General features: G+C 64.1%; 11 protein-coding genes and 1 pseudogene. 6 read left to right on the forward strand and 6 right to left on the reverse strand.

Annotation, left to right across the window (positions count from 1 at the left end; genetic code table 11):
• Both CP49_RS12820 and CP49_RS12825 read right to left on the reverse strand, forming a co-directional pair.
• Positions 1-1,017 (reverse strand): molybdopterin-dependent oxidoreductase (locus CP49_RS12820; RefSeq protein ID WP_156438353.1); only part of this gene is annotated, 1,017 nt, incomplete at its 3' end.
• Positions 1,018-1,149: 132 nt separating this feature from the next.
• Positions 1,150-1,872, reverse strand: coding sequence for an aspartate/glutamate racemase family protein (locus tag CP49_RS12825; RefSeq protein ID WP_057850618.1), 723 nt, complete (start codon positions 1,870-1,872; stop codon positions 1,150-1,152).
• A 194-nt stretch (positions 1,873-2,066) separates the two neighbouring features.
• Between CP49_RS12825 and CP49_RS12830 the strand changes: the two genes are divergently transcribed.
• The gene (locus tag CP49_RS12830) at positions 2,067-2,537 is read left to right on the forward strand and encodes an Lrp/AsnC family transcriptional regulator (protein ID WP_057850644.1); all 471 of its coding nucleotides are present in this window, start codon (positions 2,067-2,069) and stop codon (positions 2,535-2,537) included.
• A 50-nt stretch (positions 2,538-2,587) separates the two neighbouring features.
• On the opposite strand, the gene CP49_RS12835 is transcribed toward CP49_RS12830, so the two are convergent.
• Entirely contained in the window at positions 2,588-3,526 is a 939-nt protein-coding gene (locus CP49_RS12835; protein ID WP_057850619.1) for a GlxA family transcriptional regulator, read from the reverse strand.
• A 131-nt stretch (positions 3,527-3,657) separates the two neighbouring features.
• Here CP49_RS12835 and CP49_RS12840 point away from each other — a divergent pair, with 131 nt between their 5' ends.
• From CP49_RS12840 to CP49_RS12855, 4 genes are all read left to right on the forward strand, one after another.
• On the forward strand, positions 3,658-4,362 hold the full coding sequence (locus tag CP49_RS12840) for a DJ-1/PfpI family protein (protein WP_057850645.1): 705 nt from the start codon (positions 3,658-3,660) through the stop codon (positions 4,360-4,362).
• A gap of 385 nt (positions 4,363-4,747) precedes the next feature.
• Positions 4,748-5,122, forward strand: a complete 375-nt coding sequence (locus tag CP49_RS12845) for a hypothetical protein (RefSeq protein WP_057902677.1) — start codon at positions 4,748-4,750, stop codon at positions 5,120-5,122.
• Between the two features lie 54 nt (positions 5,123-5,176).
• Positions 5,177-8,530: a DUF4132 domain-containing protein gene (locus CP49_RS12850; protein ID WP_057850621.1), complete on the forward strand. Its 3,354-nt coding sequence runs from the start codon at positions 5,177-5,179 to the stop codon at positions 8,528-8,530.
• A 393-nt stretch (positions 8,531-8,923) separates the two neighbouring features.
• Entirely contained in the window at positions 8,924-10,486 is a 1,563-nt protein-coding gene (locus tag CP49_RS12855) for a hypothetical protein (protein WP_057850622.1), read from the forward strand.
• Positions 10,487-10,904: 418 nt separating this feature from the next.
• On the opposite strand, the gene CP49_RS12860 is transcribed toward CP49_RS12855, so the two are convergent.
• The 3 genes from CP49_RS12860 to CP49_RS12870 all read right to left on the reverse strand — a co-directional run bounded on the left by CP49_RS12860 (position 10,905) and on the right by CP49_RS12870 (position 12,594).
• Positions 10,905-11,603: a hypothetical protein gene (locus tag CP49_RS12860; RefSeq protein WP_057850623.1), complete on the reverse strand. Its 699-nt coding sequence runs from the start codon at positions 11,601-11,603 to the stop codon at positions 10,905-10,907.
• A 67-nt stretch (positions 11,604-11,670) separates the two neighbouring features.
• Positions 11,671-12,111 (reverse strand): MarR family winged helix-turn-helix transcriptional regulator, encoded by a 441-nt coding sequence (locus CP49_RS12865; protein ID WP_057850624.1) that lies wholly within the window; start codon positions 12,109-12,111, stop codon positions 11,671-11,673.
• Positions 12,112-12,183: 72 nt separating this feature from the next.
• A complete protein-coding gene (locus CP49_RS12870) occupies positions 12,184-12,594 on the reverse strand; it encodes an NADH:ubiquinone oxidoreductase subunit NDUFA12 (protein ID WP_057850625.1) in 411 nt (136 codons plus the stop codon).
• Positions 12,595-12,860: 266 nt separating this feature from the next.
• Here CP49_RS12870 and CP49_RS47225 point away from each other — a divergent pair.
• Positions 12,861-13,302, forward strand: a pseudogene (locus tag CP49_RS47225) (BA14K family protein); the annotation flags it as partial.

Below are 13,302 nucleotides of genomic sequence, written 5' to 3' on the forward strand. Positions count from 1 at the left end.
GAGCATCGCGGCGAGCGCGATCGCCGCCCAGTACGGCTGTTCGCCATGATGGGCGCGCTGTAACGACCATGTGCAGGTGATCAGGCTGCGGGTGTTGGCCGCGCGCCGCGCGAGATTGCGAATGCTGTCCGCATCGATGCCGCAGATCGCCGAGGCCCAGTCCGCATCCTTGGGCGTTGAATCATCCGCGCCCAGCAGATAGCGGCGCAACGTCTCGAAGCCGGTGCAATAGCGGTCCAGAAATGCGGCGTCATGCCGCTGTTCGACCAGCAGCGTATGGGCGAGCGCCAACATCAGCGCGGTGTCGGTATTCGGACGAATCGCGAGCCACTGGGCATTCAGAAACCCGGGTGCATCCGAGCGGCTGGGGCTGATCACCACGAATTCGATGCCGGCGGCTTTGGCCCGGCCGAGCCATGATTCCAGCACGTGCGAGCCGGTGCCTCCGGACGTCACCTGGCTGTTCTCGAGGCGCAATCCGCCGAATGCGATAACCAGCCGGGTGTGCTTGACCACCGAGTTCCAGTCGGTCACGCGGCCGGTCACCGGCTGGTAGGTGCCGATCACATGGGGCAGCAGAAACTGCGCCGCGCCCCAACTGTAGTTTCCGATCTGATCGACGCAGCCGCCGCCGAGAAACAGGAAGCGACGTACCAATGTGCGCGCATGATGCAGGCGTCCCGCCGACGACCAGCCGTAGGAGCCGCCGAAAATAGCGGTGTCGCCGTAGGTGCCGCGCACCCGCGTCAATTCGCCGGCGACCAGATCGAGCGCCTCGTCCCAACTCACTTCCCGAAAGCGATCGGCGCCGCTGCGCGGCTGTCCTTCGCGCCAGCCTTCGCGGATCGCCGGCCGGGCGATCCGCAGGGGTGAATGAACCATCTCCGGCATGGCGGCGAGCATTGGTGACGGCAGCGCGTCTCGCACGAACGGTTCGCATCCGATCACTCGGCCGTTCTCCACCAGCGCGTTGAACGCGCCCCAATGGGCCAGTGAAGGGGTTCGGGCAATAGTCATCAAACACTGGGTTCCAGGGTGCCGTGGCGATCCCCCGCCGCAGGCCGCAGGCCGATGGGGATAGCGCGGACACCTCTTAGCGTGAAAAGAATCCGATGGAGAAGTGGGGCGGACGCAGGCGCCATGGCCGGATTATGCGGCATTGCGCCGGGGCGCGTCACTCTGCTCCAGCGCAAAGTCGACAGCGGAATCAGCGTGCAACAGCGTGGAATCGAATGTCGGCAGGCCGATATGGTCCGGGCCGATCAGGAGACCTATCTCGGTACAGCCGAGGATCACGCCGTCGGCACCGGCCGCCCTCGCCTTGGCGATCACGTCGAGATAGCGCTGCCGCGACTGTTCCAGCACGATCCCGCGACAGAGTTCGCCGAAGATGATGTCGTGAACGCTGGTGCGGTCCTCGGGATCCGGCACCATGGCGGCGATGCCGTGCTTGACCCGCAGTTGCGACAGATAGAAGTCCTGCTCCATGGTGTAGCGGGTCGCGAGCAGCAACGGCCGCTTCACGCCCGCCGCCTTGACCGCCTGCCCGGTGACATCGGCGATATGCAACAGCGGCACCGTCACAGCGCTTTGAACGGTGTCGGCCAGCTTGTGCATGGTGTTGGTGCAGATCACGACGCATGCCGCGCCGGCGGCTTCGAGATCGCGCGCGAAGCCCGCCAGCACCGTGCCGGCCTTGTCCCAGGCATCCGCCTGCTGCAGCGCCACGATCTTGTCGAAGTCGACCGAGCGCATCAGCACTTCGGCGGAATGCAGGCCGCCGAGGCGATCGCGTGTCTGTTCGTTGATCCGCCGGTAATACACCGCCGTGCTCTCCCAGCTCATGCCGCCCAATAGCCCGATCGTTCGCATCACCGTCCGCCTCTGCTGGTTCGAATCCGTGCCGCAACGATAGCAAGCAGGGGATGCAACGTTGCTATCGAATTTTTTCTGAATTGGATCAATATGAGCAATGCTATTGCTACAATTCGCAAGTATGAGGTATCTGCTCTCAATATTTCGTTTGATTAAGAAATATACATTCAGCCTAAATGAAGGGCGACGTAATGGATGCGATCGACCGCCGAATTCTCGATATCCTGCAAAATGACTCTCTCGTTCCCGTTGCTACGATTGCCGAAAAGGTGGGGCTGAGCCCCGCCCCCTGTTGGCGCCGGATCCGGCGGCTCGATGAGGCCGGCGTCATTGTCCGGCGCGTGGCGCTGTTGAACCGACGTATGGTCAATCTGCCGATGACGGTGTTCGTGTCGGTCAAGGCGCCGCGCCACGAGGCCGCGTGGCTGCAGGCATTCCGCCGGGTGATCGTCGATATCCCCGAGATTGTCGAAGCCTGGCGGCTCACCGGTGAAACCGACTATCTCCTGCGCATCGTCGTGCCCGACATCGAAACGTACGATGCGGTCTATCAGCGGATGATCAAGCGCCTGGAATTCTCCGGCGTCAACTCGTCCATCGCGATGGAGGAACTCAAGTTCACCACCGCGGTTCCGACCAGCTACATCAAGGTGAAATCATAAGCTCGGGTCTTGGCGCTTGCCGCGGCGCAGATAACAGTTTTTCGATGTGCCTACCCCGCCCTTGCCGCGCGGCGCAGCGATTGCGGCGGTTGGCCGAAGGCGCGGATAAAGGCGCGGCGCATCCGCTCCGGATCGCGGAAGCCGGTGGTTTGCGCAACGCGCTCGATCGCCTCGCTGGAGGACTGCACGCGCTGCCGCGCCACCTCGATGCGCAACCGCTCCACCGCCTTTGACGGCGTCGTGCCGGTCTCCGCCATGAAGGCGCGGGTGAAATGCCGCGAACTCATGCCGGCCTGTTCGGCGAGATCCTCGACGGTGAGCGGCGCATCGAGATTCTCGCGCGCCCAGGCCAAGAGCGGCCCGAAGCGGCCGTTCGGCGCCTTCAATTCCAGCAGCGAGGAGAACTGCGACTGGCCGCCGCTGCGGCGGTGATAGAGCACGAGCTGCTTCGCGGTCTTCTGCGCGATCTCGTCGCCGTAATCTTCCGCGATCATCGCCAGCGACAGATCGATGCCGGCCGATATCCCGGCCGACGTCCAGACGTCGCCATCGCGCACGAAGATGCGGTCGGGCTCCAGCTTCACCTGCGGATAGGTCTTGAGAAAGTGCCGCGTGCGCTGCCAATGCGTGGTGGCGCGGCGGCCGTCGAGCAGGCCGGCCTCCGCGAGGACATAGGCGCCGGAGCAGACGCTGGCGATGCGGACGCCACGTTTGGCGATAGCGCGCACGAAGCCGAGCGTCTTCTGGCAGGTCGCCGCCTGCCGCACGCCCTCGCCGCCCGCGACGATCAGCGTGGTGATCACCGATGCCGACTTCAATCCCCTCGCGACGATCTCGACGCCCGACGACGAGCGCACCGGTCCCGGCGTCACCGCAAGAACCCGGATCGATGGCGCGCCCTCGGCAAAGCGCGCCGCGATTTCGAACGCCGAAATCGGCCCGGCAGCGTCGAGCAACTGGAAATCCGGAAAGACGAGGACGCCGATCATGATGCTGGCCCGCTTTTGGCTTCTGTCCCAACTTTTGGCATATGTCCTAAAATGAGGGAAAAATGCCATTTCGGACACGAGGCGACCATGGCAGGATGCCTCCCGTCAAGCCAAATTTTCCGGAGGTCACGATGTCTGCGCCGTCTCCAACGCCCGCGCCGCTGCAAATCGGTCTCGTGCTGTTCCCACGGGTCACCCAGCTCGACTTCACCGGCCCCTTGCAGGTGTTTTCCAGCCTGCCCGACGCCAAGGTGCATCTGATCTGGAAACGGATCGAGCCGGTCACGAGCGATTCCGTGCTGATGTTGACACCGACCACGACCTTCGCGGACTGCCCGCAGCTCGACGTCATCTGCGTGCCGGGCGGGTTCGGGACCGACGACATGATCAACGACGAGGACATGCTGGCCTTCCTGCGCAAGCAGGCCCCTGGCGCAAAATACATCACCTCGGTCTGCACGGGGTCACTGGTGTTGGGCGCTGCCGGCCTGCTCAAGGGCTACCGCGCGGCGACGCACTGGACGGCGATGGATTTTCTCAGCGCGTTTGGCGCGATCCCGACCAAGACGCGCGTCTGCGTCGACCGCAACCGCGTCACCGGCGGCGGCGTCACCGCAGGAATCGATTTCGCGCTGACGCTGGTCTCGCTGCTGCACGATCAAAAGACCGCGGAGGCGATCCAGCTCCGCCTCGAATACAATCCCGCGCCACCGTTCAATTCCGGCTCGCCCGACACCGCGCCGCCGGAAATCCTCGCTTTCATGAAAGACAGGATTGCGCAGGCGCAAATTCGCCGCGGCGAAATGATCAACCGCGCCGCCGCGCGGCTGGGGTAAGAGCCGCCGTCATGCCCGCGAAGGCGGGCATCCAGTAATCGCAGGTGCCAACTGGAGCCGAGAGATCACGGACTACTGGATCGTCCGCGCCACGGCCGATGAAGATGGGCACTATTGTTTCGCCATGCCGCTATGATGGCGCGGCCGCCGATGCGCTCCGGCAGCATGATCAGCGATGTCCTGCAATTTTTTCGCTAGCCGCGGCGTAGATGTCAGGCGACACGGAGTGACTCGCCAGCCGGCGCGTTCACGGCTGCAAACTGCCTTCCGGCTTGAATCTGGGGTGTAAGCAACCGTTAACCAACAACAAGAAATCGCGACTTTCGCAACGTCAATTTATTGAAAGAGGTTTCAGGTTCGCCCGAGTGTCTCGTGCGGAGAGCCAATGTTTGAACTTGATTACTGCGATCAAGCCGGGACGCGTCCGCCGATGGCCGCCGGAGTGTTCCGTTGGTCCGAGGGCGTACCGATCACGGCGCGCCTGCTGATTGCCGAGAGGGTCCGCCGGGAGTTCGAACCTCTCCTCGAACGTTTCGACGCGCGCGGCGACGAACTGCCCATCGCCTTGGTTACGATGAGCGCGAACGCGCACGCCATGACGCTCGACGAAGCGATTGAGACTGCACTGCGCGCATTCTCGGCAAATCGCTTTTTCCTGCTCGTCGACCGCCAACAGATCGTCGGTCTCGACGCGCCCTTCCTGCTTACGCCAAAAAGTACCGTAGTGTTCCTGCGCCTGACGCCGCTCAAAGGCGGATAATGGCCTTCGCTTTTTGAACCGTTGGCACCTCTGTCATCCGCGGAAGAAAATTGCATGTCCGACCACCGCACCAACATCGCCCCCGAGTTGCTGACCGCATTGCACGAGGCGCGTGACGCCATGTTCGCAAGCGCCGCCCTGCGAGACAAGAACGAACACGACAGCCTGGCGTCGAAGCGTGACCACGCTCGCCTCATGCCCGGAGCCGATCGTCAAAGCGTGGCGGATCTCGGCGCGCTGTTCGATTTGGCGGCGGCTCGGACACCCCGCGTCTGGTTTTCGCTGAGATGGGTTACGGAGGACGAGGCCAAGAAAAGCCGCGCGGCGATCCGCGCGCTGCCGGCCGAGCGCCGCGCATCCTTGTTCCGGCATCTTCTCGCGGTCAAGGCCCATCTTGGCTGGGACGGCGAGCTTGAAATCTACGCTAACGGCTTCCCCGTCCATGCACCCGAAGGTGACGTCTGGCTTTTCGAGAAGTTTTGCGAAGGCGTCATGATGGCCCTGTGCGATACCGGCTATCCCGTCGACGCCGAGCTGGCGACGCGGACACTCGACTGGCTCGCCCATCATTGTCCGCAAGGCTACGACCTGAAGAATATGGCCGGCCGCAACTACTGGAAGAAATCGTTGGGCGCCGTCAAGGGGATCGCCCAGGCCGTCGCCAAGGGCATGGCGCTGCCGGACGTCGCGCGGCGCGACGCGCTGATCGTCTTCGATCGCTATCATGACATCAGCGCGGACGCGCGCGACACATTGCTGGCGAAGGGCGGCACGCTAGAGCCGGCGGCGAAAGCCTTGCTCGACATTTCCGGTTATGGCCGGCAGGACACGTTCTTCCAGCGTATGCAGGCGATCGCGCCAACGCGGGTGGCCGCAGCGCGATGTGGAGACTTCAGCGACGCCAACTGGGCGTTGTACCGCGACTTCCACCGGGAAGTTCGCGCGCTCGTCGACGACGTCAAGCGCGCCTTCGCCGACGGCTTCGCGTCGCCGAGTTGGTTGAGCGATCCCGAGGCGTTTCGCGCAACCTTCGACGTCTCTGATGACGAGATGGCCTGGCAGTGGTGGACTCTCGAAGGTTCTACGTCGTCTCCGACGCCGGAAATCTTGGCCCGGCCGGGATTTGCTGCGCTGCGCGAGTCCAAGGGGTTGCAGCGGGTGGCGGAGGCCAGCTTCCGATCCTATGCCGACGCGGAGCTCGAAGATTTCCAGCGTTTCGCGCGCGGGGAAATCAATCCCTCGCCATTCACGTTCGACGGCGAGGGTGTCCCCGACATCGCCGCCTTCACCTTTGAAGGCGCCGACGGCGAGGGGCGCTTCCTCGATCATCTCGTCAGCCTTGATGCGACCAAGCCCTCGGCCAAGTGGCTGAAGGCAACCGACGAACATCTCGCACGCATCGGTGTCGACAAAGCGCTCGGCGGATTCGTGCGCTGGCTCGGTCACCTGCATGACCATTCACTCGACGCGGTCGATTGGAACTACACCAGCGAAGCCACGATGGCGTTCAGCACCCTTTGGCGGCTTTGCGACGGTTTTGCGCGCTCGTCGTGCCATCGCAGCCCCCAGCTCGCGCTACGCCGTCTGGCTCTGGACAGCTTGTGGAGCGCCGGCGTCTTCGTTGGTCCGCATCATTCTTCGACCGCCGATTACGCGCGAAGCGATGCCGAAAACCGCCTGCGCCGGCCGATGTCGGAGCCTTGCGTCGCCGTCGCCCGCGGCGTCGTCTGGGCGATGTCGCGCATCGACGACGCACGCGTTCCGACTCTGCTTGAGGCGGCGGGTCGCGAATTCTACTTCAAGAAGTTCGGTGACTTCCGCTCCAAGGTAGCGGGCAACGCCGTGCTGTGGTCGCTCGGGCAAATCGGAACCCTCGAGGCCGCCTATGCGCTCGCCCGGTTGCGCCGCGCGATCCGTGACAAATCGGTCGCAAAGCTCGTCGACACGGCCCTTGAGGCCGCGGGTGCCAGGGTGGGAATCGGCCTGGACGACATGCAGGACCTGGCGACGTCCGACTACGGCATCGGGCCGGACGGGACGCGCACTGAAATGCTGGGAACGTTCGCAGTGACACTGGCCGTGGTCTCCTCGCGCAAGGCGACCCTGATGAGCCTCGACACGTCAGCCCCGAAGGCGCGGCGCAAGCGCGGCATACCGAAGGCTGCGCTTACGGACGAGAATGCCAATGCCCTCGCCGATGAGCTTGCCGAGGCTGAAGCCGACATTGCGCTGCTGCTGCCCGAGGCGCGGGCGCGATTGCAATCCGCATGGCGACGCGACCGGTGCTGGCGCCTCGCCGACTGGCGCGAGCGTCTCCTCGAAAATGGCCTTGTCGCCACGCTCTCTCGCAGGCTCATCTGGCGCTTCAATACCGGGAGCGTCGCGCTCGACGGGATTCCGCGCGGCGACGGAACGATCTTATTGGCGGATGGCGAGACTCTCCCGCTTCCGGGGCCGGAAGCCAGTGTGCGTTTGTGGCATCCGCTGGCCGAGCGCGTGGGCGCCGTCACGGCCTGGCGCGAGCGGCTGAAAGCTAGCGAAATACGCCAGCCCTTCGCGCAGGCGTGGCGCGCGAGCTACGTCGTGACGGACGCCGAGCGCGAGACGCGAACCTATTCCAATCGTTTCGCCGGTCATATCTTGCATCAACCGCCGCTCATCGCCATCCTTCGCAAGCGCGGCTGGATCGCGGCGAGCCGCGTCGCCTACGATGAGAGGTCGGACGCCAAGCCGAACCGGCTTCTGCTGCCCGCTTTCGGCGTGGCGGCCGAGTTCTGGTTCTCCGGCGTCGGCGCGCCGAGCACTCCGGAGGATTACGGCGCCCCGAACTACGAATATGTGACGACCGATCGGCTTATGTTCCACGCGCTCGATGCGAAAAGCGTCGCCGCCGAGCCTCTGCCGCTCGATCAGGTTCCCGCCATGGCGTTCAGTGAGACGCTGTGCGACCTGGAGAGCGCCATCGACGCAACCTCCGTCGCGGCAGACCGCTTCTGGTCCGACCGTGGCGCGGATGCCCGGCGGCCGCTCTCGGAAGTGCCAGGCGCAGCGCGATATCGTGACGCCTTTGCCAGCGCCAATCGCGGAGAAGCGCAAGCGGTGCGTAAAGCATTCCTGGAGTCGCTGTTGCCATCACTGAGCATCGCGGAAAGCTGTCACTTCGCCGGCGATTGGCTGATCGTCGACGGCAAGCGAATGACCTATCGCATCCATTTGGGATCAGGCGCCAGCCAACTCGCGGCCAGCGGCCGCCACCTGTGCATTGTGCCGACAGCCGGCGAAGACGATCTAGGATTTCTTTCCTTTGAGGGCGATGCAACGACGGCGCTGATCCTCTCGAAGGCGATGCTGTTAGCTCAGGACGATCGTATCGAAGACCCCACAATCCTCTCCCAACTCGCTCCGTAACCGGCAAGGCTATTTTGGTCGCGCGCTCGCGCAGCGAGACGACGTGGACGCGAAAGTCGTCGCCGCTTCCAGCGCAAAAACGGCAGGTTTTGGAGTGCCCAGTTTTGTACCGAACTGGCGCGCCACGGCCGATGAAGATGGGCACTACGTCTTCGCTGTGGCACTATGATGCCGCAGCCCGCCACGCGCTCCAATTGGTCAATCTGCGATGCCCCGCGGCCTTGCGCTACGCCTCACTGCAACAAGCTGCCAGAAAGTTAACGAATTCGCTGCAACTGCCGGCCGCTGGCCTGCATGGATGTTTACGTTCCGGAGGTAGATCGAAACCAGCAAAAGGCCCGAACGCATGCCGCTGAAGGGGCGATGCGCGATTTGTCCGGAGGACAGCCAGTTATGGAGCGAGCGGTCGACGTCGTCCATGCCGATCGAGCTTACATATCGGCAGTGCGGATCAAGGAAGGCGGCGGACGAGCATCGCGCTATTGGGTGCCGTTCAACTACGGGCGAACCACATACGCCTGGCCGCTCGGAAGCAGGGCCGTTCTGGCGATCGGCGGCGCCAGGGGCGAGATAGCGGTCTACGATCTCGCAGGCGGCACCACCACTATGCGCACAGAGATCAACTCTTCCGCGAGCGCATTCCTGTCGTCCGACGAGGCGCGGCTTTATGTCTACAATTCCTGGACGCTCGAAATCTGGTCCGTCGACACACTGACACGGCTTACGGCCTATGACAGCATCGTCACCGGACCTGACGGCACGATCCGGCTCGCCGACGGCCAACTCTGGGCGAACGAGGCAAAGCTCGCCCCGGGCGAGGACGTTTGGCGGCTCCACATCCACCACGACCACCACGGCTTCGATGCCGCCGTCGAGCACACCGACGGCCGACTGCTCGTCGTGACGTACGACGATGAGCTGCACCGTCCTAGCGGCATCCTGATCGTCGACCCCGCCGCCGCAACCGCCGAATGGCGTCCAAGGTCGGGGCTCGTCAAGCGATCGTCCTGGATAGGCCGGCTGTTCGGATCGCGCGCGTCCGACCCGGGACTGGAGGAGGCGTTGCGGCAACGGTTCGCCGTTGCTGAGGAGTGCTCGACAAGCGGTCGCCGCCGCCCGACGCTAGACATCAAGGATCCGCAAGCCGAGATTATCGTCGACCGCTTCATCACCAACCGCGTCGAGCTTCCCGACCTCTCAGCGGAGAGCGTCACCGCGTGCCTAGACGACATGGCGGGCAAGATCGAGCGCCAGGGCCTTCGGTCGATGATCCGCGCCGAGGAGCTCGATTTCACCTTCGAGGTTGGCGGCAGGACGGTCCGCGAGCGCGAGTTCTTCGACATCCTCGTCGAACGCAGGATGACGCAGGCCTTGCCGGCGCTGCGCCGCCTGCTCACGGTCTATCACGCCGGATTTGAGGGTGGCGAGGGCAGCCAGCCTCGCAACGAGTACCTGCGCGAGCAGCCAACTGGCGGCCTCGCCCATGCGATGCGTGCGCTGTTGCTTCTCGACCGCGGATCGACCGACATCTTTCGCACCTACATCGCCAAGCGAGACGGCGAGCACGAGGAATACGCCACCCGGACGCTCTATCCCGAATTCGTGGCCCGGAACGGCATGACGACCGAGGACGATATCAGGCTTGCGGTCGCGGTCGCGCTCAACATCACCTGGGGCGGACTTCACGGCCGGGTGTGGCACGAGCATGATCTCATCGGCATCGCCAAAAGCAGATTCGGCGCTGACCGCTTTGCCGCCATCGTGACCGACGAGGTGAAGGCGCTCGATCTTGAGCCGCAATGGGACGTCCAGGACAGCCAGGGCGGCTACTACCTGGGCACGCTGCTCGACGAGGTGCCGGCGAGCGACCCCTTCGGCCAGGACCTTCGCCAGGCACTCGCGCGCCTGTGGCCGTCGTTCGCCGATGCGATTACGAGCCACACCGGCCGCCAATGACGGCTTACTGCACAAGATCAAACAGCTGGTTTTGGAGTGCCCAGTTTTACGGAAATGGCGCCCCAGTGCGCAATTGCGCACAAGGCGGACGATGACAAAAACAACACACGATATCGCCCGCACACAAGAAAAAGGCCGCCTGGTTTCCCAGACGACCTTTCCTGTCCTACGGCAGCCACACATTAGCGGGCGATTTCAGAACCTCTGCACCGGGGGCCTATCTCCCGGCCGTATCCTGATCGGTAGCCGCTGCAAATCGGGGCAGTCGCGAGCTGGAGCCCGACACCGACGCGATGGTTTCCCATCTCCGTAAGATGTCCCTATTGAACCGCCACTACGCGCACAGCGCAAGACGGCGCCAAGGAATGTCCCCGCTGTTACCGTTGTCCACAGGCCGGGATCAAGATCATGATCGTCGTTACGACGCCTCCGCACCCCTGCCGGCACGGGCCAGTTGGGCGAAAATGACCGCGTGCACGATCAGGAACATCGGCACCAGCACGGTCGGAATCAGCGACCACGGCAGCACCTGCACGCCCGCCGAGCCAACACCAACGTGAATGATCTGCAGCGGCGAGCCACTCGCCGAGGTGATCCCGAGCGCAAGCGCGACCACAAGGTCGAGCATCCCGAACGCATTCCAACCCCAGACCAGCGCCTTGCCTTGCCCGCGCAGCGCGAGCCAGGCCACCGGCAACGCGAGCGCGCCGGTGATAATGTCGCCCCAGCCTGCCGAATATGGAAATGGTCCGGCCAGCCGCCCTTCGGCTGCGAGGAGCAGGAAGAATCCTCCCCCCAAGCGCCAGACATTGAGGCCGATCAGGAACGGCATCGGCATCCCGAGCAGCGAAGCGCGCACAGCCGGCGAGATCGACGCCGCAACGGCAGTCGCGACCAGCGGAAACGCGATGACTGTGCCGATCACCGGCGGCCCCACCGGGTTCGTTCCGAGGAACAGGTTCGCTCCAGCGAGCGCGGCAGCCAGGCCCGTCCACAGACCGGCGCCGACCGAAACGGCGAGACGTTGGGCTGTGCTGATCGGCATCGCGCCGGTCAGCGCATTGATGCTGACGATGATCGCAGCGACGAGAACGATAGTTCCGATGAAGTCCAGCATGACACATCTCCTTAAGTGTAGTTACACCTATTGAGATGAACTATGTCGGCCAAGAGTCCGGTTCGTCTCACCCCAAATTTCGGGAACTCAAAAGTTTCAACGCGGCCTGGCCGTCGGCGCCGAGCAACTTGCCGATATGCGCCTGCGCCTTCGACCAGTAGGGAAATCCGCGGCGAACGAGGCCGCGTCCCTGCGCGGTTATGGCGATCATCCGTGCGCGCGGATCTTCGCCGGCGCTGATCGAAATCCAGTTCTTGCCTTCCAGCAGGGTCAGGTTGCGGCTAAGCGTGGTGCGCTCCATCCCAAGCAGGCCCGCAAGCTTGCCGATCGGCATTTCACCGCGGAGCATCAACTGCGACAGGATGGTGAACTGCGTGACGCGGACGCCAGAACCCTGCATATAGGAATCGTAGAGCCGGGTGATTTTCCGTGCGGCCTGCCGCGACGCGAGACAGAAACAGCCGGCGCAGGCCATGTAGTCGGTATCGTGATCGGAAGGTTGCTTCATGTCATAAGTGTATATACACCCATAATGCCGACAAGGCGCCGGCGGCGGAATCGGGGTAAACTTATCGAGAGTTCAGCTTCCCGGTGTCCAGGCCTGGTAGTCGCCGGTCGCCTTGGGCCGGCGGCCGCTGGCGAGCGTCGAGCCGGAGGGACGGTAGGCCGCGGGCGTGCCGGTCAGGTTCGGGACGTGCGGCTTTTCCCATTCCCGCGGCGTGTAGCTCTCCTCGGTCGGCGCGGTGTCGACAACGTGATGCAGCCAGCCATGCCATGACGGCGGCACCCGGCTCGCCTCGGCATACCCATTATAGATCACCCAGCGTCGCTCGAAACCGAGCGTCGGATCGATCTTGCGGCCTTTGGTGCGATAGTAGCGGTTGCCCTGCTCGTCCTGGCCGACCAGCTCGCCGAATCGCCATGTCCACAATTGGGTGCCGAACGTCTGACCGTTCCACCAAGTGAAAAATTTCAGCAGAAACAGCTTCATGAGGGCTCGGCCGGTTCGAGATGTCGTGCCGCTCTGATGCCACCGGCGGGGCGGATTGTCCAGACAAAGGCTGCTATGCCAGCCCGCCGGACGGACCTTGCACGGCACGATGGCGCCCGCACGCCGTCGTGGAATCGGCTCAATCCGTTCATTCCGCATACAGTTCCGATCTGACAGGCTATGCGCTGCGCGCAATCAAGGCGCGGGCTCGGGAACGTCTACGCCTTAAAGGGGTTAGGCCCAATATCCCGCAAATGGAGCCGACAATGATCAACTTGAAAGTTTTGAGTACAGCAGCGGCGATCGCGCTTGTGTTGCCGCTGGTCGCGCCGGGCATTAGCGCCGTCCAGGCCCAGGAAGGCAGAGGTGGTGTTGGCGGCGGCGGTGGTGTCAGGGGCGGCGGTGGCGGCATGGCCGTTGCACCCAGTGGTGGTGGCGCGGCTATCGGCGGTGGCGGTGGCTTTAGAGGCGGTGGCGGCGGCGCCGCCGTTGCACCCAGCGGTGGCGGCTTTAGAGGTGGCGGCATGGCCGTTGCACCCAGTGGTGGTGGCGGCTTTAGGGGTGGCGGTACGGCCGTTGCACCCGGCAGCCCCGGCGGCTTCAGGGGTGGCGCCGTTGCCAGCACGGAAGGCGGACGCGGCTTTGTCCGGCCTGCGCCCGGCGTCGGTGGAGGTACCGTCGCGGGTGGCGGCTGGTACGGCGGCCGGC

Origin of the sequence: Bradyrhizobium valentinum (genome assembly GCF_001440405.1) — a bacterium.
GTDB classification, from domain to species: domain Bacteria; phylum Pseudomonadota; class Alphaproteobacteria; order Rhizobiales; family Xanthobacteraceae; genus Bradyrhizobium; species Bradyrhizobium valentinum.